The organism is Pontibacter litorisediminis (genome assembly GCF_029360645.1).
GTDB lineage: Bacteria > Bacteroidota > Bacteroidia > Cytophagales > Hymenobacteraceae > Pontibacter > Pontibacter litorisediminis.
The window spans coordinates 1-23,998 of record NZ_JARDUA010000002.1; the positions used below are offsets into that span (position 1 = coordinate 1).

Here is a 23,998-nt window from a genome sequence, read left to right on the forward strand (position 1 = left end):
GTGTCTGTCCGACCCCGGGCTCCTTTCCTCCCCCGGAGGGGAGGAGAACCTTAATCTTTCATTTTCTGTCTCAGGCAATCTCTCAAAGAACTTTGTCAGAGAGCTACTCTCTCCGCTTGTGACCCCGAGGGTCCGTGTCTCTTGTCTTCCCCGCTCCCGAAGGCCGTTTGCCTCGTGGCGGGCTGCAAAGGTCCGAAGTCCTGACGTAACTTCCAAACTCTGGCGCAACTTTTTTTTCTCTCTTTCCCTCCCGAACTTCCTTCCGAAGGCTTCCGCTTCAAGCGGGCTGCAAAGGTAAGCACCTTTTTTTGTCCCGCAAGCACTTTCTAAAAACTTTTTTCCCGGCCCCTCCGGCCGGCCGCCCCCTGGCGTGGAAGCGGATGCAAAGGTAGAAATTATATTTTGATTTAAAAGGGCAGGCAAATAGATTTTTCTTGCTCCTCCGTAGAATTGAGGCCAATGACAGCGCAACTACCTATGCAGCAAGTGGTAAACTTGTAAAATATTTTTAGGTTTTATGCCTGCTTGAGGCGAGCTCCAAAAAAGCATCTCATGTTGTGACCAGATTTTCCTCTGCTCGACAACCTACTGGCTTGGCTCAAGAAGACAAGATAAAGCTTCTTATACGCTGAATACTGCTGCGCTCATTGACGCTCCCTACCTCACAGCTTTACCTTTAAAAGCCGCATTAGGGCAAATAAAATGAAAAGCCGGCCTTTATCATTACTACTCAGCCTGTCATTAGCATTTTAACAGTAGGGTAATACTCTCCAAAGAGCGGCGTGGTTAAGATGCTGATCACACCACACTTGTTATCTCCTCCAGCCACACCCAAGCAAAAGTCAAACGTCATTCATTCCTGTACAAAGGTAGCCTTGCGGTCCGGACACGGGAACAAGGTCGTGCAGAGAAAATGGGTATCCATGGGCGCGGCCCCTTGTTCCTGCTAATGAACACGTATTCAAGCCTGTTACTGGGCCTATTCTACCTGCTCATGGGCAAGATAGCCCCCTGAGCAGGCTGCCCAAGGAAGTCTGAACTGCCCAAGTAATGCTCCGGCCATTTTTGCTGTACTACCTACCTTTCGCTTCCAAAGTACCCACCTTGGGCAGAATCTGGATAACGAAGCGCCGGTCGCGGATATCCCCTTTCCGGCCGGCCCCTTCAAAACCGCTGCCTGCGGCTATCAGCTCCACCCTATCTCTGGGGAAATTGATGCCTTGGCTTTGCCAAAAGTCGAGCAGGGCCAGGGCGCGTTCATAACTCAACTGCAGCGCATACTCCCGCTGCGACACGTTGCGGGGATCGCCCTTGGGAAAGCTGGCCGCACGGCCATCAATTACGATAAGGTACTTAACATCTTTGTCTTCAATGGAGTTGATAACCTGGCTCAGGTTCTCGCCTGCTTTGCGGAGGGGTGCACGCGCTCGCTTCGGAATTTCGGCACTGCTTTGCTCAAACAGCACATCCACCAGCAGTTCGTGCCGCTTATACTGCTCGTTGTACTGAAAGTACTCATCGTCGAGGCGGGCGAGGGCAGCTTTTATCTCGTCTAGCTTGCGCTTTTCCTGCACCTCTACCTGCAGGCGGGCAATGTTGTCGCGATTTTCCAGGTCTTTGTCCATGAACAGCTTAAAGCTGAGCACAAACAGCACCAGCATCACCAGGAAGAGCACCGTCATCAGGTCTACATAGCTGGGCCAGAAGAAGTCTCGGCTTTCCTTGCTCATACTCTATTCTTTATCTCCTGTTCTGCCCGCCCCCGAAAAGCTTGTCAAAAGCGACTTTTATTGGCCCCGGTTCCATACTTCTGGCCATGTGCGCGTTCAGGGTCTGCAATTGCTGTAGCAATTGCTGCTGTATCGCGGTATCCGCCTCAAGCTTCTGCAGCAGGCGCTCGTTTGTCTGCCGGATATCACCAGAGAGTTGCTGCTGCGTGGCGTTTAGGTTGTCCTGCCGCTGACTAAGGTTCTGAAAGGGCTGCATGTAGTCCAGTATGCGCTGGTAAATATTGTCCTCGTTGAGCCTGCGGAAATGCTCCTGCCACTTCTCGTAAGCAACCTGGGCATCCCGCTCCTGGTGCTGCAGGCGTGCCTCCATCAGGTCGGTCAGGCGCAGGGCGGCCTTGTCAAAATACTGCTCCACGCGGGCCCCGATGTTGCGCAGATCCTGCTCGTGCTGCCCAAAGAAGTTCACCTGCCGCTGAATGGATTCGTCGTGCTTCTGCAGGTAGCCTGGCACTTTGTCAAAGCCCTCCTGCAGGCTGTTCAGCCGGCTCAGCACCTCGCTGATCGTGTGCGTCAGTTCCGCCCCCTTCTGCACCGAATCGTTCAGGGCCACCTGGTACTGCATGAAGTTTTTGAACAGCTGCTCACTCTCCTTCATCTTATCGAATACCTGTAGGTTGGCATTGGCCATTTGGGTAAACCCGATCTTATCCAGCTTCTCTATAAATTCCTTTTGAGTGCTGATGTTCTCTGTCAGGGTATCCACGATCGGCCGGAAGCCCAGCACCTTGTTCAGGAAATCCTTGTTGAAGGAGTCGAGCACTGATTTGAGGTTGCCCAGGCTGGCAGCCATATCGGAGTTAAGCTTGGGAAGCAGGTTAGTCTGCAGAAAAGTGTAATAGGCATTCTTGTTGCGGTCGCGCTGGCTGCGGGCGTTTTTCAGGGCATTGTTTCCCAGCAGTGTCAGCAGTAGCCCCAGGAAGCTGCCCGACATGGCGATCAGCACCCCGAAAAGGAAAGAGGGAATGTTTTGATCGGTAATGAAAGCGCTAGCCTCCTCCCCTCCCAGACCAGACCAAATCAGGCTCGACAAGCCAATGATTACTCCGGAGAAAGTACCCAGCAGGCCGATGTACAGTGGCGTGGCAATAGTGGACTGCACCTCCACGTCCATGGCCTCGGCATAGCGCTCCGAGACATCCTTCAGGATGTCGAAGTCTGCCGCCGCGCCTTTGTTGCGTCTTAGGTATTGGTTGGTACTGCGGATGATGTTGCTGAAGGTATCGGAAGGCTGCTGTACCTCTATCAGGTCGATGGTGGCGGCTCCTCTCCCACCTGAGGCCACGGTGGTGATCAGCGCATCCGGATCGCCTTCCACCGGGTGCAGGTTGCCGCCGTTAAAAAGCTTTTCCAGTTTCTCGCGCACTATGCTGTAACTGTCAACCGGGCCTCCTTTTGCCGTTATCTGTAGCATGTTACCATCTGTAGCCACCACACGCTTTACTACCGGGTTAGAGGGAGTATACTCCCTAAAGGGTTTGCCGGCAAGTACAGCCTCCCATAACTTAGCGTCAGGTGCCACCGCTCCAGGCCTTGTACTTCCATCGTCCAGCAGCTGCTCCCGTATACTTAGCTTTTCCTCGGAAGGGTATAGTTCGGCTATACTTCTGATCTTTTGTTTGTTACCCTTGTACACGTACAGTTGGTAGCCAAGTATGATCAGGATGAGGACAGCCTCTAAAATAAAAATGCCTTCCATCTAAGGGATTATCTGAAATCTATGCGTGCTTTTTCCTGTATTCTCCAGCCGTTGTTCACTTTGGTCAGAATGCCATCACCCTGTAGCACCACCCGGCTCACCATACGGTTCGATGGCTTCTCGAAGGCAAAAGCGTTCTCCAGCCTGTCTATGCCTTGAGAAATCACAAAGGCATGATTGCCAGCCAGATTAAAGCGATAGCGGGTGGTGTTACTGCCGTCGGCGGGCATATCCATTTCAATATAGCTGTCGGAATCAGGGCGCTGCTGTAACTGGTGCTGCCGTATCACCCCGTCCTCCGGGATGATGGCAAAACGCGTTCCGGAGTCCAGTGGCTCCACTTCTGGCAGGGCCTCCGGCTGCACCGGCGGTGGCGTAGTCCCAGCTGCCTGTTGCTCCAGTTCATCCAGCAGATCACCGCCAACAAACTCCATACGCACTGCATTAGAGGCAGAGGCTGGTTCTACCTTCTCCCGTTCTTCCGGGTTAGCCCGCTCCATCGGCTCATTTCTCCTGCGCCTGTCTTTCTCTTTTCTGCGCTTTGGCTGCTGCTGGTCGGCAACTTCTTCGGCCGGGGAGGACTGCTGTCGCTCTTTCTGCTTCTGGCGCTGCTCCGGTTGTTGCTCCTGTCGTTGCTTCCTTTGCCTGCCGCCCTCGCCTGGCTCGCCTGCCGACCTGTTGCCCCGGCTGGCGTTTCCCTCCAGTCTTCTGAGGCGGGCCTCCAATTCGCTGTTCTTGTCATTCAGCTTGTTGATTCGCTTGGTAAGCATGTTGTAAGCACTGATTGCCCTGATAAAAGCGAAGCCAGCGCCAATCAGCGCTATAATACTTATAATAACTGCTACTGTATTCATGAGTCGATGATAGATTCTAAATCAGAGATAGTATTCATGTAGATTTACAGGCAGCCTCAGCCGCTCTGATAAGAGAGAAATGTGCTGATGATTTCTCCATTTACAGAAGACACTGGCCCAACCCACTTAGGAAATAGCGCTTACCTGCGACTGCTGCCTGTACAGCTCCTTTGACAGCAGGTACAACGACTGCTTGAGCGGCATGAAGAACATGGTCTCATGCAGCGGCTCCCGGTCTGTCAGCCCACGCAGGGTATCTTCCAGAATCATGGTGTAGCTGTCCTGTATGTTGTTTCGCATAAACTCCAGCACCCGCATGGGGTCTACTTCCACGCCCATAGAGCGCATCAGCGGTGAGATATCCGGATCGTCGAGCAACATCTCCAGGCAGTTCATCACATTGTCCATCACCTCCTGACGCAGCTCGCCCGTTATCTGGGTTTTGGTTACCGGGGTCAGGGCATCCTCCGGATTGGCAGAGCCGGTTGGCCGCATGATCGGAATATTGGTCAGGTCGTTCAGATCGGTTCCTTCCAGTGCCATGGCTCCGCCGTTGGCCGTTACCTGCTTCGGATTATCTACCAACACCAGCTTAAAGTTAGCGGGCGGCTCCTGCCCCGTCACCCTCTGGAAAATAGCCTTGGCATAACGCTCCACATTAGACAGGTTGTTACCAGCACTTAGCAGCCTGATGTATAAACTGCCCCGGCCGCTGAAGGAGATGTAACGCGGCACCTTCACATCCAGTTGCTGCACCAGCTGCGCCAGGTGGTACATCAGCGCCCCAAAGTGCAGGTAGAACATCAAACGCAGCTGGCGCGCCTGCAGCAGCTGCGAACTGTAGTTTAGCTCCTTATCGTAGCTGAACAATAGTGAGCTGATGTCGGCGGAGTTGAAGTCCGGGTTGTCCAAGGCCGTTTCCAGGAACTTACGGTACTCACGGCCTTCCTCCGTAAGCGGAATGCGCAGCACGTGGTCTACCCCATACTGCAGCAGGCCATTGTCTTTTTGGGTTTTCACCGTGGCAAAGCCATCGCCCCACAAATCGTTTCCGGCAAAGCGGAAAGACGAGCTGTGCGAAGGCCTACGGTTAGTGAAAAGCAGCACATCTGTCGTACCACCGCCAATGTCTACGTTGATCAGGTTCTCGTCCTGGCTTGGCACCACGGCCCCGGTTCTGGACAGGAAGTAAAAAGGCGCCACCGATTCGGTGATGCATACCGTGGTTCTGCCGTTCTTGAAAACGCTGTCGTACACACTGTCCCAAACGTTCTGGAACATGTTGCGCGAGTACTCATCAAAGCTCAGCGGCGCAAACCACACTATCTTCGTGCTACCCACATTGCCATGGTTCAGCACCACCTTGTTCCTGATCAGGAGCATGATTTCGGTGAAGAAGGCCTCGATGCGGCGCTTGCCGGCATTGGTAAGGGTCTCGCTCCACTTCAGGTTGGTATGGTACGTCTGCTTATACTGGTCCTGGTGTGTGCCTTCGGTGTTTATGGAAAAACCAATGTTGATGTTGCCGAACAGGTTGGTTATCTGGTTCTCGAAATCAATCACCTCGCAGGTAGCCGTTCTGGTTGGGAAGTTATACAACGAGCCTCCGGAGCCGATGATCAAAGGTAAAAACTCACGTTTCAGCAAGGTTTCCACGGCAAACAGACGACCAAAACCGCGCTTGTGGAAACGCTGGTAATCTGTCAGTGAAGGATCGTCCGATGGCTTGTTCAGCATTACCAGTTGCTGATCGTTGGCTGTGATGGAGAACTCGCGCGGCGGCTGGTTAGCGCCCGATGTATAGGCAATGTGGGTGTTGGAGGTGCCGAAGTCCACGGCAAAGGTAAAGTTGTGGATGCCCTGCTGCACCTCCTGAAACTTCGGAACAATGAGCGCCTTACCGGTGAAGTCCACACCGGTATGCGTTAACTCGGCAAAATCGAAGTGCGTGCCCCGGATCTCGTAATAGGTGCTGCCCGCACTGCTGTTGCTCTTCTTGGTCCGCCTGTGTGCTGTAGCAGAAGTAATACCGCCACCTGCTTCCAACTGCTTGCCGTCCACAAAGAAGCTGAGCGAGTGGTTCCTGTTTACCAGCAGCGAATCGATGTCCTCATCCACCAGCATCACCTTATAGAAGTCGTTGTACTGCACTGCGTCCGTGAACTTGTAGAACGGAAACACACCCAGCCCGATCCTGGATTTAAGGATATGGCCTTTCTCCGGAATCACATTGCCGTGCGCATCCTTCGAGTTCAGCGGGTTATCGTAATAGCTGCGCTCGTATACCACATTGCCTTTCTCAGTCGGCACGTTCAGCGTTACCCGCACGTGGTTCACGTCGATGTGGAAGGTCAGATGGTTGGCCAGATCCTCCGGCGAGAAGAAATCAAAATATAAAGGTGTGATCGGCAGCAGGTAGTTGAAAGACTTGTCCGTTACCCCCGGCTGGTATACCACCGTGCCGCTAAAGAAGCGGTCGGTGTTCACCTCGTACGGCACCTGCACCAGCGTTTCCTGCAGCAGGTCGTTGATCGTCAGGTATGGGTAGTTAAATCCCACGCCCGGAAGTGAACGGTTCTCCAGTGGTTTCTCATCCGCATACCCCACCACGGTATTTGTAGGCCAGGCCAGGTTGTTGACATACTTGATGTTGGGAGCCAGGCGCAAGTCGGGCTTCAGCACGATTGGCCGGTCGCCGGTAAAGCCGGTGTGGGTCGGGCGGATGAACAGGTCGCTGCTGGTTACGGCAGTCTGGTCCTTTTTTACCAGGAAATTGATGTGGCCGACGTGCACCGGGTTCTGCTGGAAATCCACGAGCTGCAGGTACTGTGAGGCAATGGCGCCTTGGCCAACCGCACCCGCCATATTTATACTTCGCAGCAAATTCTCGTCCAGCGCATTATACACGGCAGGGAACGCTTGGATCATGGCAGGGTTCGACACAAACAGCTTGTGCACATACTCCCTGAAATCGGCCTCACGATGCTCCAGCGACACAAAATTATGATCAAAGTAAGTGCCGATGTTCTGGGCGCGATTTATACTTAGCGGCTGCACGTTAGGCGCCACAAACAGGAAGGTCAGCGGCGAAGTGCCGCCAATCAGCTGCATGTGGCGGTCGCCACGGCTGTTAGTAGATTCGAAGAAGATCAGGAAGATATCCTCTATGCCCTGAAAACGGCTGTCGTTCATAAACAGCTCCAGCGTACGGCCCAGCAAGCTCGTGTTCGGGTTAGCCTGCATGGCCCCCAGCTGCTGGTGCTTGTTCCAGCGGCGGATGATGATCTTGTTGCCGGCTTGCGCGTAGCTCTGCTGGTTGTAGAGCAGCTCCCACAGGTCCCAGAAGTGCGTAACGAACTTATGGTAAATGGTGTTGGTGCTGTTGCCTGCCACACCGCGCTTTACAAAATCGAAGGCGGTTTCGAACAGGTGCATGCGGGCAAAGGGCGTCGGTATGGAGGCGCTAATCTTCAGGGCACGTCCACCGGCGCCATCAGTGATATCTTTAATCTCAGTGCTGGTGATCTGGCTGGTCTTAGCCCAGCCTTCCACATTAGAACCGGTTTTATGAAGACGAAGTACTTTCGGCATGTTTGTTTCTTTTATAGTATTACTTTGTAAAGCAGTAACTGAAACTGCTTCTATAGTATTGTCACTTAATAAGCACCTTTCTCAACCCTTTTGTCACCCTGAAAGGATCTTGTGGGCAAGAACCAGTAAGCCCTACTATTCCCACACATCCATAAACATCAGTGCTGAATTATCTTTCTTTATCAACTGCAGCTTATCTTCTCTGCCTACTACACTTTCGGATTTGTAATCCGCTTTATACTTTTACCGTTGCCTAACATAACGTAGGTCGGATTATAAATCCTGGTATTAGAAGCTTCCGGATTGCAAATCCGGAAGAGCAATGTGTAAGTATATAGTCGTAGGATCCTCTTCCTTTTGATGCTTTTCAAATCTTTAAGTACAGCTTTAAAAGAAGTACCGGATTGTCCCTTGAGGGGACTATAGGGGTGTTAAGTACGGTTGTAAATCTTATACTTTAACTCGCAGCAAAGCTCCCGAATGATTACACCCCTGTGGTTCCCTAAAGGGGACAATTCCTGTTAACTATACTTCAGCTTCTCCTCTACCAGCCTTTCCGTGGCTGTTTCAAAAGCTTTGATAGTGGCTTTGAGAGCGTCACGGTCGGGAATGGACTCGGAGGCGCGGTTAAGCTCCTTCACGAAAGCCCCCTGGTGGATGCCTTTGTTCAGGAAGCCCGTCTCTACTTGCTTGTCCGACACCATGCGGTTGAAGTCCGTCTCGTTCAGGTCCAGCGCAGCAAACGTTCTTTCCTTGCGGCCAAGTTCGCGCAGCCACGCCTGGTAACCGAACTCCGGGTTTGTCAGGAACTTGTTCAGCTCCCGGAACACCGGCTCATTTCGGATAGCCCCCTGCAGGTCCACGCCCTTGGCATAGGCCGCCTGCGCATCGCCGGGCAGGTGTGTTGTGTAGTAGCGCTCAAAGTAATGGAAGCGTATCAGCTGCCTGGCAATGCGGTCGCGGGTCTCACTGTCCAGGTGCGAAAACTGTACATGGCTCACATCCTCACGCAGGCCATACTCGTGGTACACTTCGCTGCCGGATAGTTCATCATCCGAGTAATCCATGAAATCCACAATAGCCAAAGCACTCAGCAGTTCCACCAAATGCGCATCGTTTTTCTGACTGGCGCGGCCCGGGTTATTTTCCATCGGCTTGTCCGGGGTGTCGCCCATGTAGTAGACCGCGTTCACCCCGTTCAGGTGGTGCTGGTAGTACGACAGGGCGTCCTTTGCCTTCGTAGTAAAGGTGTTGGAGTCGATAAAATCCGCTTCTACGCCCGCGGCTGGCTGCTCCAGCGAAAAGTAGGGCAACACCACCATGGCCCCTGTCAGGGCAGCGTTCAAACTAGCAGCGTTTGGCAGCGAAGTACGTGCATCCTTAAAGTTCTTGAGCAGCAGCGGGAAGCCGGCCGCGCCCGTGCCGCCAAAGATGGAGCTTACAAAGAAGATCCGGTCGCCGGGCTGGAAGTTAGACGCAAAGAAGCGCATTTCCGGGGAGTCGATGATCTCGTTTAGTACCACGCTTCCCACATTCGGACTGCCACGGAAGCCCACGTCCAGGCTGTTGTTCAGGTTCTCCGGTGTAAACAGCAAGTCAATCAACGCCTGGCTCTCCACATCCAGCTGGTTATAGCCCACGTGGTCTTTGAATGGTTTGTTGATCCCGCCGAAATCATACACAAAGCTGTCGCGGATCTTGGAAGTGCCGTCGCCGGCTATGCTGGAGAGCGTGCTGATATCAGTGTGGAAGAACCCCTCTTCGCGGCGGCCTAGGGCGTCGTGGATGTGCTTATAAGTCTTGAGCAACTCCACTGTGCGGTTCATGTCACCATTCTGCGTGTCGGGATCGATGATGATCGGTACGATTTTATCGCAGTTCTGAACCCGGACACCTGCCGCCATAAGCATGACCAGTGAGCGGATCACGCGGGAGCCGGTGCCTCCGATTCCGAATACAAAAAGCTTTGCCATAGTTATTTTTTATTAGGCCACTTCATCGGGGTTGTCCATGCCTGCACGGAGCCCTTTTTGAGTAGTATGGAGAAAACGAAGAAAAGTATAAGGCTATACACCACGTTCACAAAGGCGAACATGTAAGTATAGGAGTGGGTCTCAATGTCGTTGCCGCTTACCTGCATTACCGGGATGATGAAGGCGATGATCGCGTTCAGGACCAGGAACATTACCCAATGCTGCGTCTTGTACAGGCCTGTGCTCATCATGCGGTTCAGCACGTAATAGTACACCACCACCATGGCCAGCGTGATGATGAAGAGCATCAGCCCTGTGTTCGGGAACACCACCTCGCGGTAGTCGTTGGTGAAGTTGGCGGGGATAGGGCGACCCAGCACCAGCTCGTAGAGCCCGGAAAAGAAACGTTGAATCATACGTGTTAGTCTGCTTTGTTAAATTGTACGGTTGCCTTAAATACGAAGTCGCTCTGGTCGCGGTAGAGTGCCTGAATGCCGTCTATGATTTTCGTAAGCTGGTATGTTTTCTTTGGTTCCGCCGCTGGATTGTTGTCGTTTTCGGAAGACCAAGCATTGATCCAGGCCGGCGTTACCTGCGGTAGCCCCAGCGTTATGGAGCCGGAGCTAGCAGTTAGCTCTGATACCCGTATCCGCACAAAATGGCTATACCTGGCCAGGTCCGGTGTGGCCTTTATGCTTTCATCAGCCGCCGTAACCGATAGCACACTTGCCCTGCTACCCCTACTGCTTACCTTCAAGTTGCGCTTCAGGTAATCTGTGCGCTGCATCGACAACGGCAAACTGCTCAAATCCAGTCCCACAGTAAATTCTACCGGCTCCTGCTTTTCGGGCTGCAGGTTCACTTCTGTGCAAGGGTCGGCATTACGGCTGCTGCAGTACACGATACCTGCCGGCCTGAACTCCCGCTCCTTCAGTAGAACAGAAAAGGGTACCGCCTCATACTCGAACCCGAAGTACGCCTGCTGCTGCGGTAGGTTGCGCAGCACCTTGTTTGTCACCACCTGCACTTCCCCCTGCTTTCCGATTATCCAGATATAATAGGGAATCTCCTCCCCGTTCAATTTCCTGCTTACCTCGGGCTTTTTCACAGCCGGGTGGTAGGTGCCATAAAACGCTGATGCGTTTCCAAGTATCGCAATGGCCAACCCTTGGTGCTCGGCCTCACGCAGGCTGCTCCTGATATCGGCGTCCAGTGAGATAAACTGTCCCTGGTCACTGGGTCCATATATAAAATCCGAGATGATGATGCTCACCGCCCCCTGGTCAACAGACTTTTGCAGCGCCGCTTTCAGCATGGCCGGAAGCGGTGTGCCGCGCACATCATCCCTGATACCACTAACGATGTAGCTTTTCATCGTATTGTATGAGACACTGTCCAGCACTGGCTGGCTTCTGGCATCTTCCTTGGCCAAGAAGTAGCTTTTCTTAGCTACATAGCGTCCATCTTGCACTTCCGAGATCAGGTTTAGCAGGTTGTTCTGGAACGCGGTGGCTTCTTCGCCGGCTGCTACGGCTGGCATAAAACCTTTCATGCCGTTTGAAATCTCCAAATACACATGGACGTCTACTTTTTCGGGAGTAGCGGCTGCTGCCGTCCGGGCAGGTGCGTCGGATTGCTTGCTTTCTCCCTTACTGGCTGTTATTTCCGGCTCGTCTTCCGCTTCCTTGTTCTGCTTTTTAAAGCATCCGCACAGTAGCAGACCGCAGCAAAACAGCAGCACAAGGAGGTTCCCTTTGATCTTTTTTATCAACATACTTAGGCTCTAACAATTAGGCGTTAAAATGAGAAAGTGCATTTTGCTTACAGGACATCGCCAGACACCTATAAAAATTTGGATTCTTTTAAAAGCATAGACATATAACGATATAGAAGAAGGATAGATACAGGCAGCCCTGAAATTGTTAAGCAGTCATTTTTATTCTTGCCCTATACTTCTTCGTTGCATTTGCCCCTCACACCAAGGAACGATCCTAAAAACATAAGTTTGTGTTTCCCATCTGCTCACCTCTACCCGCTGTTCAGCGCTCTTCCCCTGAATTTAAACGGACAAGGCTCTTCATAAGGTATGGGCCAGCGGCGTGGCATTGCAAAACAAGCATTCGGGCTCTCCTGGCAAAGCTCACTGCCTGTGGAAAGCATCTACATCCTGATAGAAAGCGGAAGTAAGGGAGAGGTGTAACTTGACTGCGGCGATAGTCTATGGTTAGCAGCTTCACCAGCTTTACCCAAAGCCACTTCAACGCAAAGGTCCAGGGTCATTCCCTGAGCATTTGGATTAGGTACTTCAACCAGTATCAACTATACTTCATGCTTCCAAAACCAAAGTATAGATTATATATAAGGCACGAAATTGGCGTCTGCGGAGTTTTAAGGTGGTGGTTGTGCCATACTTATTCTTTCTAGAATTTATTACTGTGGTGAGCGTTACACTTAATACTTTACCCTAATGGGCGAGAGAGACCATTTTCCCATACTTGGTATACAAGAATTTCTGCCGAACCTGCAGTCGGAGGCGAACCTGCAGTATCACGAGCTCCGTGGGGAAAGGAGCATTGCAAAGCCCCACAAGCACGACTTCTTTATTCTGCTCTTGGTTGAGCAAGGGAGTGGCACCCACACCATAGACTTTCAGGAATACCCCGTAGGCAGGTACCAGCTACACCTGTTGCTGCCAGGCCATGTACACCGCTGGGAGCTGGACGAAAGCACTCTGGCTTACCAACTGATGATCAGTCGGCCTTTGTTTGAGACCTTCTCAGCCTCCCTGGAATTTTCGTTTACGCTTTACCAGAAACACCCCGTCCTCAGCCTCTCCGAGGAGGTCTTTCGGCAGTTGCGATACGAGTTTCAATCCATACGGGGCGAGCTAAGTATGAGGCCCGTTCACTGGGGCGTCCTCAACCTACGGTGCCAACTGGTGGCCCAGCTCATTAGCCGCGTGGCCGAAAGCAAGTATGAGGACCTGACAGCCTATCGCGCCGCCCCTGCCCTGCTGAAATACCACAACCTGGTGGATCTATACTATAAAGAGCACAAGACGGTGGCCTTTTATGCCGACCAGCTGCATATTTCAGCCAACTACCTGAACATTCTTTGCAAAAAGCACCTGCAGGTCTCAGCTACCCACCTCATCCAGACCCGTACTACCCTGGAAGCCAAGCGGCTCCTGCTGGCCTCTGAGATGACGGTGAAGGAAATTGCCTTTGAACTTGGCTTCAGCGACCTGGCTTATTTTTCTAATTTCTTTAAGGCCCATACAGGGGTTTCGCCACGATCTTTCCGAAGTCAGTTATAAAATTCACAAGTTTTGGCAGGAATCCTGCATCTGCCTGAAGTATAACAAGGACTACTTTTGCAAGTATAAATGCAACAAGTATGGCTGCACAACGCATTACCCGAAAAGACTTTATCATCAACTCCTCCATGTTGCTGGCTGGCAGCAGCCTGATGGGGTGCAACAGTATACTGGCAGCCGGCACTTCAGAAGCTTCTGGGCAGAGCGCTGCAACTGCTGCTGGCAAGGCCCTCACCCTCAAAAACGTCAGCCTCGAAACAAGCTTTACCTACGAAGAAGGAGAAGTAATCGGCACCAAAACCGAGTTGTTTACCATCGAGCTGAGCGAAGGAAAGATAAAAGCCATTTTGCCTAACAACCCAGCTGCCAAGGCCATAGATGCCCAGGGGCACCTGCTGCTGCCCGCCTTTAAGGACATGCACATCCACCTGGATAAGACTTTCTACGGTGGCCCGTGGCAGGCCCGCCGCCGGAAAAACCGCACCGTGCAGGATATGATCGCCTTTGAGCAGCAGGTGCTTCCGGAAATGCTGAAAACCTCTACCGAGCGGGCCGAGAAGCTCATCGAGCTGTTGCAGTCGAAAGGCTCCAACTTTGCCAGGAGCCACGTCAACATCGAGCCCACCTCCAAGCTCGACTCCCTGAAAAACCTGCAGCAGGCCCTGGAGAACAAAAAGGATAGCCTTGGCGCAGAGCTGGTCGCCTTTCCGCAGCACGGCCTCTTCCGCTCCAACACCGAGGCGCTGATGAAAGAGGCCGCCACCATGGGCATCGACTTCATTGGCGGGCTGGATCCCCATGCCATCGACGGGGATGTGGAGAAAAGTATAGACTTTGTAGTGCAACTGGCTCTCGATCATAACAAAGGAATTGACATACACCTGCACGAGGGCGGCAAACCCGGGTTACGCACCGTAGAGTACCTGATCGACCAGGTAAATGAGAACCCCGTCCTGAAAGGGAAAACCTTCATCAGCCACGCCTTTGTATTGGCCAGGTTAGAGAACCCTCAGCTGGAGGAGGTAGCCGAGAAACTGGCCGCTGCGCAGGTCGGTGTTGTCTCAACCATCCCCTTTGGAAGTATGATCATGCCCATCCCGACACTTTACAAGTATGGCGTGGATGTGCGCACCGGCAACGACTCCATTATCGACCACTGGAATACCTTCGGCTCGGGCAGCGTGTTGCAGAAAGCCAACCTGATGGCGCAACTATACGGCTACTCCACCGAATTTGAACTCTCCCGTTGCCTGAGACTGGCTACCCACAACGTCCTGCCGCTAAGCGATGAGGGCAAGCGCCAGTGGCCACAAGCAGGCGACACGGCCGACATGGTGCTGGTAGATGCCAGTTGCTCGGCAGAAGCCGTATCCCGTATCTCTCCTGTCACATCGCTGATCCACCAAGGAAAAATCGTCTTCCACCACCCTGCTGTATGAACTCGTACTTTTTAAAGCTTTGCATTTTTCTTCTTACCGCTTGCCAGCCTGAAACTACTATGCGCACGCAAACCGCACAAGATACCGTTGTTAAAGCCGTTGTAGGCAGAAAGCTTGATAAAGTGTCCACGGCCTTGGCAAATGGTGCCAATGTCAATGCCACCGATCACCAGAAAAGGTCCCTGCTGCTGCTAGCCACGCATAACAACGACCTGAAAATGGCGGAGCTGCTGGTGGCACATGGGGCTGACGTAAACCAGCAGGATGCCATCAAAGACAGCCCATTCCTATACGCCGGGGCCGCTGGGCATACTTCGTTGGTGGAATTGTACCTGCAGCATGGCGCCCGTTTTGATGTGTTTAACCGTTACCACGGCAGCGCCCTGATTCCGGCCTGCGAGCGGGGCCACCTGGAAGTAGTAAAGCTGCTGGCCAACACCGAAGGCTTCCCCATCGACCACGTTAACCGCCTGGGTTGGACAGCCTTGATGGAAGCCGTCGTGCTGGGAGACGGCAGCCAGACCTACGTAGAGCTGGTGCAGACGCTGGTTGACGCCGGCTGCGACATCAACATTCCTGATAAAGACGGCGTCACCGCGTTGCAGCATGCTAGGGAAAGGGGCTATACTGAGATAGCAAACGTGCTCGAAAAAGCCTCCTTTTGATGGTATCAGGGCCTTTTAAAAGTCAGGTTCTCCGGTCTCATTTCTACCTGTAACACAAGCGCCTTGCGACTATTGCAGCAAGGACGGACTATAGTCAGAATATATGCTTGGTTCCCGGGTTCACGTAGCTTTAAGTACTTGCACTAAGTATAGTACATTGGATACCAGTAGGCGTACTTGTTGCTGTTGCCCCACCTACAGCAGCGTAAATTTAAGGGTGCCAAAAACAAGCAGGGACGTGTGCTGGAAAAAGCGTACCTCAACCTGCAGCTCCGGGTTGAGTTGTCTCCTGTAGAAACTGAAGGCTCACTGCTCGGCCACTGTAGCTTTGGCGCGCACTTCGCTGGTAGGAACATAGGCACGCGCACGCGCTGCCACCTGTTGCTTTTTCCGCTTGAACCTGCTATACCCAAACAGGGCAATCGCTAGTCCCATAGGAACAGAGGCAATCCCCACTCCCCAGTACAACAAATCGTCCCCGAAAAGCTTAATAAAGGTAAGGCCGGCCAGCACCATGCCCATGGCAGTGCGCATATAAGCCAAGAGCGTGCGCTCGTTGGCCAGTTTGGTACGGTCCATGGCCAGGCTATCGCTTATCTCCAGATTCTGTTGCTCCTGAAGCTTTATCACTGCCTTGTCCCTTTTCCTGAGCTTTTTAGAAAGTATTTCCCGTAGTTTCATAGACGCCTATACGGGACCGGAGTCGAAAGGTAAAACACGTAGAATCGTTTGGCTAGTCCCAGAGCAAACAGCCAACAGTAGGAGGTTCCGGCCTCAGGAAGGTTAAGCTCCGCTTTGGCGGAACGCTTCGCAGGATGGGGTCGGTTGTGCGGGGCAGAATAAAGGCGCTGGATAAAGCCCCATGCGTAGGGTGTAGTTCCAACCCGCTTCATGTCCTCCTACATGGCTCTTCTGTTTCAATTATTCAGGCAGGAGTTAGTTCCTTGGAATGAAGCCTGGCGTATTTCCTCCCGAAGTATACCATGGAGAAAGCTGTCAGCAGAATACCGATCGCAGACAGGCCGATCACGCTGTTGGAGAAGAAGGTGACCCAGTTCAGTTGCACCCTGAAGACCTCTTTGCTGAATAGAACCCCAACGCTACCAACATAGCCAAACGAATCGGCCAGGTAAATCAGGAAACCCACATTTCCGGTATACCTGAAGGTGGAGATCAGCCTATCGAAGAACACTGCGTTGAAGGGGATGTAGACCATGTACAGGCCCAGCCCAACCAGCATCATCCACCAGAATGGCTCTATTGCCTTCGTGGCGTAGAGCATGGTCGAAGCGCCGGCGACGGTGAAGCCGATCAGAATAATGATATGGGCCGTCTGCAAGGCCTTATAGTTGTTCTTGATGAACACCATACTGCCGATCAGAACAAGGATGATCAGGGTGATGGGGATCTCTGTTTTTGAGAAAATAGCCGGCTGACTGAAATAACCCATCTCTTTCCACATTTCGGCGCCGAAGTTATCGCGGATATCCCGGAAAATGGTTGCAAAGCAGTAAATGAGTACACAAGCCGCTATACCGACATAAAATTCCTGCACGAAGCGCTTCCGGTCTCCTGCGGTCATGGGGGCACGCTCTGCTCTTAATCGAATATCTTCTTCGCTGGGGGGCGGGATCCGCTCCATGAGAAACACAAAGAGCATCAGCGGCAGGGCAAAGACCAAACCGGTACAGAAGGGCACCCAAAATTCAGACACCCCAAACTGCACCATCAGCCAGGCACCAACGGACTTGACAAACCCGGAGGCGAAGATAAAACTCACCGCGAGCGTCGCTCCAATAAAGTCGGTACTTTTCCTGCCCTCCACGTAAGAGAAAACCACTCCCCAAAGCATACCTAGCGGGAACCCGTTGATGAACAGAAAAGCGATGTTGAAAGGAGGCGGCACCAGGGCAAAGAACAGCCAGCTCACCCAAGCAATGCCCGTCAGGATGAGAATCACGCTCCCCCTGCCAGTTCGTTTAAGCTCTGAGATAAACTTGATGCCATAGAACTTGGCCAGCAGATAGCCGAGCACCTGGCTGATGACCAGAAGCGTTTTGTAGCTGTAACCGGCCACCTCCATGCCATCAAAAGTAGCCACGGTGAAAGACTTCCTGAAGCCAAAGATCATAGTGTAGGCTAAAAAGACCACGACAGCCGCATAGAGCCCAACCTTTACCGTGTTGCTGCCCTTTCCAGTTATTGTTGACATGCTTTATACCTCATCTACAGGGTAATACTTTCCTTTTTTACCCTGGTAATGTAGCAAATAGCGATGGGACTTTTATGGCGGCGGGTAATAATTGTTGTGGGTTTCTTGGAAACAGCCATTCACTGGACTATGGCTCATTTTACACTAATTCTTGTAGTTTTGAAAAAGAGCAAACCTACCGCAAACACCAGCAGAACACTCACTGCTAACTTCAACAGACCCTTATAAGCTGCTGAAAGAACAGGCAAGCTAGTGAAGCTGTGCCTTGGCTCCTTGTCATAATCAGCATGAGTAAAGGCTGCCCTATGCTCCCTCGCTTGCTTTAAATAGAGTTGCCCAAAACACGCTTTGTAACATTATCAATTCAGACGTATACTAAGCTGTTCATTCATTTATCTAGTAGCTTGACTTACTAACAGGTTTAACACTGCTTTCTAATATAGCTGTTCCGACTAAGTATAATAGTTGGTTACGGAGTTTTCCCTTTTGGCCTCACCCCACTAAGCCTTTTGTAAGTATAACAGGCTATACTTATACTACAAATTCAACAACGTATTTCTATGCTTGCGAAAAAGATCATCACAGTGCTTGGGGCAACCGGGGCTCAAGGCGGCGGGGTTGCACGGGCAATATTACAAGACAGCAACAGTGAGTTTGCGGTTCGTGCCGTTACCAGAAACTCTGACTCAGACAAAGCGAAAGAACTTGCAGCTATGGGTGCAGAAGTAGTAACAGCAGATATTGACGTTAAAGAAAGTATGAAACGGGCACTGGACGGTGCTTATGGAGCATACTTTGTTACCTTCTTCTGGGCACATTTCACTCCTGAAAAGGAATATGAAGAGGCTAAAAGTTTGGCCGAAGCTGCTAAAGAAGCAGGGTTAGAACATGTAATTTGGTCTACGCTGGAAGATACCCGCAAATGGGTGCCGCTGGATGATGACCGGATGCCTACCCTGCAGGAAAAGTATAAAGTACCTCACTTTGATGCGAAAGGCGAAGCGGATCATTTCTTTACTGATTTGGAAGTACCTACCACTTTCCTTCGTGCTTCGTTCTATTGGGATAACTTCATCTACTTTGGGATGGGGCCTAAAAAAGGAGACGACGGAAAATATTATCTTACTTTACCGATGGGAGATAAAAAGATGGCTGGCATTGCTTCTGAAGACATAGGAAAATGTGCCTATGGCATTTTTAAACGTGGCAAAGAAATGATTGGTAAAACCGTGGGTGTGGCAGGCGATCAGCTTACTGGCCAGGAAATGGCACAAGCCATGACGAAAGCATTAGGGAAGGAGATAACTTATAACAGCATCTCGCCCGAGACTTATCGGGGGTTCGGTTTTCCTGGAGCAGACGACCTGGGCAACATGTTTCAGTTCTACCGTGATTTCGACCAGGTCTGCAACAGTGTGCGTAACGTTAAGTTTTCAAGAGAGCTAAATCCTGAGCTGAAATCATTCAACTCCTGGCTAGCTGAAAATGGAAAGCGAATCCCTATGGAGTAAATCGCAGTTAACCCCCATTTTTAGTCTTTCTTAAAGGTTTAAGCAGCAGGTTTTCACATGCTATGATAGAAAAGTGCTTTGTTTTCTAACTCAGGTTTAAGAATTGCTTTGTTCATTTATACAGGAAGCCACTTTCTACACTACCAATATCCAGTTTTTCGGCATAGTGCCTGAGCCTAGCAGCTCACTAAAAAGCGGGTCCCTATAAGCAGTTGTTTCCGGTCTCCCTATAGATTAGAGGGAAGCAGAGCCAACCTTCCGTTGGCATACACAGCTAGTACTTCACACGTTGTGGCGCCACGCCTTCCAGGGTGAGCTTGACAGGTTGGATCCGTTCGTTTTCATCAAACCTAATAAACTTAAAAGGACATGTATGTTACGACAGCACATGGCCACAGTTTATTACAGCCATTGGGCAATTACAGCTCCCTTATCCAGATATTACGAAAGCTGATGGGCTCGCTTTTGTCCCCATGTGCCTGTAACTTGATAGGACTTGCACCATGTGCCTTATAGGTAGGCTTGCCGATGTACTGGGTAGGCCCGAGCAACTCCACATTGTTTTGCACGAGCACTCCGTTAAACAGGACCGTTACCCTTGCCGGAGACTTTAAGGAGCCATCGGCTTCAAACACCGGTGCCTTCCAGAATACATCATAACTCTGCCATTCACCGGGTTTCTTGGCCGGGTTTGCTAAGGGCACAAACTGTTTGTAGATGCTGCCTGCCATACCGTTCACGTAGGTCTTGTTCTGATAGGAGTCCAGCACCTGCAGCTCGTACCCCTCGTCCCCTTTCCCCGTTGATGCCAGGAAAATACCGCTATTTCCCCGCGCTTGCCCCTCCAGGTTAATGTTCTCCGGTATGCGCCATTCAATGTGCAACTGGTAATCGGTAAAAGTCTTTTTCGTCTCAATGTTGCCGGCCTGCTTGTTCACAGTCATCACCCCATTGACAACAGTCCACCCGGCAGGCTTGGCCCTGTCCTGCGTCGCTACCCACTGATCCAGGTTTTTCCCGTCAAACAGATGGATAGCGTCTGAGGGAGCTTGCAGGTGTACCTGCCCAGGCTGCACCTCCTTGGGAACGGGTTCCCATACCTCGGTGTCTTCCGGTTTTGCTTTTTGCTGCGCCTGCGCTGCCATTAGCGTAGTGGTTAAAATTGCGGTAAAGAGTAGTTTATACTTCATATCTGGAAAAACGATGATATATGTTTTGAATACTTTCTAATCAAGGCACTGGTCTATTAAGCAAGCTCATCATACCGCACGCACTCCCGCAACTCCTTTTCCGTGTAGGCCAGGTTGTATTCTTTCAAAACCTCATCTGGCACACCTTTCCACAGGTTCGGGCGGTTTCCTTCATATCCTAAATCCTTCACTCCCATTTCAGAGGTAAAGAAGCCGGTGGCGGTCAGGTTACGCATGAGGCTAAAGAAGGCAACGCCTTTTTTCATTTCAGGTGCCGCTTTTTCCGGGTAAGCAATGGCATCCACCAGTTGCAGTTGTTGCTTTTCTTCACACTCTATAAAAGCTTTTTCAAACCGGTTCATACTTTGTATATCGAGCCATTTCAGGCCACTGCGCATGGGTGTCTGGAACTCCGGCTTGTCTTTGACAATGAATTCTATAAATTCCGGTACACCCGCCTCGGCTGCATTCCCGCTCACTTCATCTTCCGGAATGATAATATTGGCCAGCAGGGTAATGGTAGCCATCTCATGCCCTGTGAAAAAGGTCTTGGATGTTACCTCTTTCAGGCGCGCCACCTCCTCTGACATGCGCCCGGCTTCCCCGCTAGGCTCCTTGATAACTTCGGCCACATGCTCCTCGGTTTTGGTGTCGCAGGATTCCAGGAGCATCGCCGAAGAAACAGCACCTAACACGATTGCTTTGAATGATTCTCTTCTATCCATTTTGATGATTTAAATCGTAAATATTCCTAGAGGTTTTGCTTTTTCATTTGATCCACAATGTACTCGGAAGCACGCATCGACAGGGCCATGATCGTCCAGGTAATATTTTTGTCTGCCTGCGACACAAACTGCCCCCCGTCTACACAGAAAATGTTTTTGCAGTCATGAGCCTGGCTCCACTTGTTCAGGGCTGATCGCTTGGGATCGTTGCCCATGCGCACCGTACCGGCCTCATGGATAATCTTGCCAGGATTTTCCAACCCCCACTTGTTATGAGGCCCGTTATCGCCACCCCAGGTGATGACCGCCCCCATTTCGTGCATAATCTCCTTGAAGGTTTCGTTCATGTGCTTGGCCTGGTTAATCTCGTAGTCTGAGTGCTTTACATTGAACCGTAGGACCGGAATGCCATACTTATCCACCACATTCGGGTCTATCTCGCAGTAGTTGCTTTCAAAAGCAATGGCTTCACCACGGCCGGCCATGCCCACACCCGCCCCATACATAAACCGGTAATCATCTTTCAAGGACTTGCCATAGCCTCCGGCCGCTTTGGTTTTGCCATGCACCTGCATTTTTCCGTTCAAATTTTCAATCCCCCAGCCAAACCCATACGCCGGTTGCTGCATGCCTCCCCAGTATTCAATATGGTACCCTCTCGGGAAATCTAGTTTCTTGTTGTCCAGCCACCAGGGTGTATAGACGTGCATGCCGCCTACGCCATCCTCATTGTAGCGCTTGCGGCCCATCAGGTGCGGCAGCACCCCGCCCATGGCAGCCCCTGTCGAGTCATGCAGGTATTTGCCAACCACATCACTCGAATTAGCCAACCCGTTCGGGTGGCGGTGCGACACTGAGTTGAGCAGCAACCGCGCACTTTCACAGGCGCTTGCCGCCAGAATAACCACTCTTCCGTCCACTTGGTAGTCGAGCATGTCCAGCGTATCTACATAAGAGACTCCCGTGGCCAACCCTTCGGAGTTGGTGATGACTTCGCGCGCCATCGCATGGGGAATCACATCCACGTTACCCGTCGCCACGGCAGGCTTTACCAGACAGGAGGAAGAGGAGAAATCTGCGTAGGCCTTGCAACTGCGGCCACACTGCGCGCAGTAGAAGCACTGCCCGCGCTCATCGTTTATTTTTTTGGTGAGCACCGACAGGCGGGAAGGAATAACGGGAATGCCGATCCCGGTGGCTGCTTTTTTGATCATCAACTCATGCAGACGCGGTAGCGGTGGCGGCAGGAAAATGCCATCGGGCTCATCCTCCAGGCCTTCGTTTGTGCCGAACACGCCGATCAGCCTGTCTACCTTATCATAGTATGGCTTCACATCCTCGTACCCGATGGGCCAGTCCTCTCCCAGTCCATCTACACTTTTGTGCTTGAAGTCCTTTGGACCAAAGCGCAGGGAAATTCTGCCCCAGTGGTTTGTTCTACCACCCAGCATGCGGGCACGCCACCAATCCCACTCGGTTCCTTCTGCCTTGGTATACGGCTCGCCATCTATTTCCCATCCCCAGTAGCAGCCGTCAAAATCGCCAAAGGGTCTGAACTTCGTGCTAGCCCCTCTTCGGGGTGATTCCCACGGGTTTTTTAACTGTGCCGAATCTATGGCAGGATCATACATCGGCCCGGCCTCCAGCAGGCATACTTTAAGGCCGGCATTGGCTAAAACATAGGCTGCCATGCCCCCTCCTGCGCCAGAGCCGACAATCACGGCATCATACTTTTTTACTTCTTTTTTAACCTGAAATTCTTTCATGAGCTTTTAAACAAGGGTGATGAGAACGACCAAGACCATAGCTATTATAAGAAAACGTCCTTATCTATTGGTTTAAGAACATTGGTTTTAATATACTCAACTCAGCTTGGCTCCAACGCGCTGCAGCAGGGCTTTCGTTTTCAGAATGCCTTCCTTTTCCGGCAGGCTCTCCCCTTCATACTCTATGCCGATGTAGCCGGTGTAGCCGGCGTCTTTCACAATCTGGAGCATTCTGGTATAATCGATGTCCAGGCAGTTGCCTTTCGCGTCAAAATCAAAGGCTTTGGCGCTTACGCCGGCGGCAAAAGGCATCAGGGTGGCCACGCCTTTATAGGGGTCGTACTCCTCTAGGCACTTGCCGCCCCAGAAGCCGGGGCCCTCGCGGCGGAGGCACCAGTTGGTAAAGTCTGGCAAGGAGCCGACGTAAGGCTTGTCTATCTGCCGCAGCACATCGGCCAGCCACTCGGCATCCGAAGACAGGCCGCCGTGGTTTTCGGTGACCAGCTGCAGGCCAATCTGGTGGCAGTACTCGCCCAGCCGCCCCAGTCCATCCACTACAGCGTTTTTTACCTCCTGTTTATTCCCGGAGCCAAAGGCATTCACCCGAATCATGCGACAGCCTAGAAACTTAGCGGCATCGGCCCAGCGGCTGTGCACTTCCACAGCTTTCAGGCGCTTGCTCTGGTCAGGGTCACCCAGGTCGCTTTCCTCGTCAATCATGATCATGTTGTTGAACACGCCCTGGTCCTGGCTGCGCCTTAGCAGCTGGCGCAGGTACTGCTTGTCGGTGGCTTTGTCTTTAAAGAACTGGTTCACGTACTCCACTGCATCTAGCTGGTATACTTCGCGGGCCAGCCTTGGGAAGTCCAGCGTGTCAATCTCCTTTTTGAACAGCGACTTGTGCAGCGACCACTGCGCGAGCGACAGTTTAAAGAAAAGCTTTTTGGGCGGCTGAGCGGCAAAGGCATCCGGGCCTAAAAGCGCAACTCCGGTAAGGCCGGCGGCAGTACTGCCCAGCTGCTGCAGGAACCTGCGGCGATCTATTGACATAAGTATGGTTTTATGGTGAGCGATACAGTAGGAAACGTACTTTAAAGTACTCCAATGTACCCAAAAATGCAAGCGAATACTCTCTCTGGCAGCCTGATTTATACTTCTTCGTCGCATACGACCTCGTAAAGACATATGTCGAGGCATTTTAGGAATCCATGAACTCGCGAAGGTTATAGTTATCCTCGTGCAACAGGAAGTAATAGTTCATCACGATTCG

Annotated in this window: 17 protein-coding genes; 4 read left to right on the top strand and 13 right to left on the bottom strand. The window is 51.8% G+C overall.

The window, feature by feature from the left end:
* Positions 1-1,073: 1,073 nt before the first annotated feature.
* The 7 genes from PXG97_RS06325 to PXG97_RS06355 form a co-directional block, all read right to left on the bottom strand.
* On the bottom strand, positions 1,074-1,730 hold the full coding sequence (locus PXG97_RS06325) for an OmpA family protein (RefSeq protein ID WP_276496902.1): 657 nt from the start codon (positions 1,728-1,730) through the stop codon (positions 1,074-1,076).
* Between the two features lie 10 nt (positions 1,731-1,740).
* Positions 1,741-3,486, bottom strand: a complete 1,746-nt coding sequence (locus PXG97_RS06330; RefSeq protein ID WP_276496903.1) for a hypothetical protein — start codon at positions 3,484-3,486, stop codon at positions 1,741-1,743.
* Positions 3,487-3,494: 8 nt separating this feature from the next.
* On the bottom strand, positions 3,495-4,256 hold the full coding sequence (locus tag PXG97_RS06335) for a hypothetical protein (protein WP_276496904.1): 762 nt from the start codon (positions 4,254-4,256) through the stop codon (positions 3,495-3,497).
* 210 nt (positions 4,257-4,466) lie between these two features.
* Positions 4,467-7,931, bottom strand: coding sequence for an acetate and sugar kinases/Hsc70/actin family protein (locus tag PXG97_RS06340; RefSeq protein WP_276496905.1), 3,465 nt, complete (start codon positions 7,929-7,931; stop codon positions 4,467-4,469).
* A 521-nt stretch (positions 7,932-8,452) separates the two neighbouring features.
* Positions 8,453-9,904 carry a hypothetical protein gene (locus PXG97_RS06345; protein WP_276496906.1) on the bottom strand — a complete coding sequence of 484 codons (1,452 nt, stop codon included), beginning with the start codon at positions 9,902-9,904 and terminating at the stop codon, positions 8,453-8,455.
* 2 nt (positions 9,905-9,906) lie between these two features.
* Positions 9,907-10,320 (bottom strand): hypothetical protein, encoded by a 414-nt coding sequence (locus PXG97_RS06350; RefSeq protein WP_276496907.1) that lies wholly within the window; start codon positions 10,318-10,320, stop codon positions 9,907-9,909.
* A 5-nt stretch (positions 10,321-10,325) separates the two neighbouring features.
* Positions 10,326-11,678, bottom strand: a complete 1,353-nt coding sequence (locus PXG97_RS06355; RefSeq protein WP_276496908.1) for a hypothetical protein — start codon at positions 11,676-11,678, stop codon at positions 10,326-10,328.
* 693 nt (positions 11,679-12,371) lie between these two features.
* Here PXG97_RS06355 and PXG97_RS06360 point away from each other — a divergent pair.
* The 3 genes from PXG97_RS06360 (at position 12,372) to PXG97_RS06370 (ending at position 15,324) form a co-directional block, all read left to right on the top strand.
* On the top strand, positions 12,372-13,220 hold the full coding sequence (locus PXG97_RS06360; protein WP_276496909.1) for an AraC family transcriptional regulator: 849 nt from the start codon (positions 12,372-12,374) through the stop codon (positions 13,218-13,220).
* 80 nt (positions 13,221-13,300) lie between these two features.
* Positions 13,301-14,659: an amidohydrolase family protein gene (locus PXG97_RS06365; protein WP_276496910.1), complete on the top strand. Its 1,359-nt coding sequence runs from the start codon at positions 13,301-13,303 to the stop codon at positions 14,657-14,659.
* A gap of 59 nt (positions 14,660-14,718) precedes the next feature.
* Positions 14,719-15,324, top strand: coding sequence for an ankyrin repeat domain-containing protein (locus tag PXG97_RS06370; protein WP_276496911.1), 606 nt, complete (start codon positions 14,719-14,721; stop codon positions 15,322-15,324).
* Between the two features lie 306 nt (positions 15,325-15,630).
* On the opposite strand, the gene PXG97_RS06375 is transcribed toward PXG97_RS06370, so the two are convergent.
* Both PXG97_RS06375 and PXG97_RS06380 read right to left on the bottom strand, forming a co-directional pair.
* Entirely contained in the window at positions 15,631-16,005 is a 375-nt protein-coding gene (locus PXG97_RS06375; protein WP_276496912.1) for a DUF202 domain-containing protein, read from the bottom strand.
* 244 nt (positions 16,006-16,249) lie between these two features.
* A complete protein-coding gene (locus PXG97_RS06380) occupies positions 16,250-17,536 on the bottom strand; it encodes a DUF5690 family protein (protein ID WP_276496913.1) in 1,287 nt (428 codons plus the stop codon).
* A gap of 560 nt (positions 17,537-18,096) precedes the next feature.
* Here PXG97_RS06380 and PXG97_RS06385 point away from each other — a divergent pair.
* Positions 18,097-19,047 (top strand): NmrA/HSCARG family protein, encoded by a 951-nt coding sequence (locus PXG97_RS06385; protein ID WP_276496914.1) that lies wholly within the window; start codon positions 18,097-18,099, stop codon positions 19,045-19,047.
* 419 nt (positions 19,048-19,466) lie between these two features.
* Here PXG97_RS06385 and PXG97_RS06390 read toward each other — a convergent pair whose 3' ends face one another.
* The 4 genes from PXG97_RS06390 to PXG97_RS06405 form a co-directional block, all read right to left on the bottom strand.
* A complete protein-coding gene (locus PXG97_RS06390) occupies positions 19,467-20,237 on the bottom strand; it encodes a 3-keto-disaccharide hydrolase (RefSeq protein ID WP_276496915.1) in 771 nt (256 codons plus the stop codon).
* A gap of 56 nt (positions 20,238-20,293) precedes the next feature.
* On the bottom strand, positions 20,294-20,962 hold the full coding sequence (locus PXG97_RS06395; protein WP_276496916.1) for a gluconate 2-dehydrogenase subunit 3 family protein: 669 nt from the start codon (positions 20,960-20,962) through the stop codon (positions 20,294-20,296).
* 26 nt (positions 20,963-20,988) lie between these two features.
* On the bottom strand, positions 20,989-22,728 hold the full coding sequence (locus PXG97_RS06400) for a GMC family oxidoreductase (RefSeq protein WP_276496917.1): 1,740 nt from the start codon (positions 22,726-22,728) through the stop codon (positions 20,989-20,991).
* A gap of 96 nt (positions 22,729-22,824) precedes the next feature.
* The gene (locus PXG97_RS06405) at positions 22,825-23,778 is read right to left on the bottom strand and encodes a sugar phosphate isomerase/epimerase family protein (protein ID WP_276496918.1); all 954 of its coding nucleotides are present in this window, start codon (positions 23,776-23,778) and stop codon (positions 22,825-22,827) included.
* Positions 23,779-23,998: the final 220 nt, after the last annotated feature.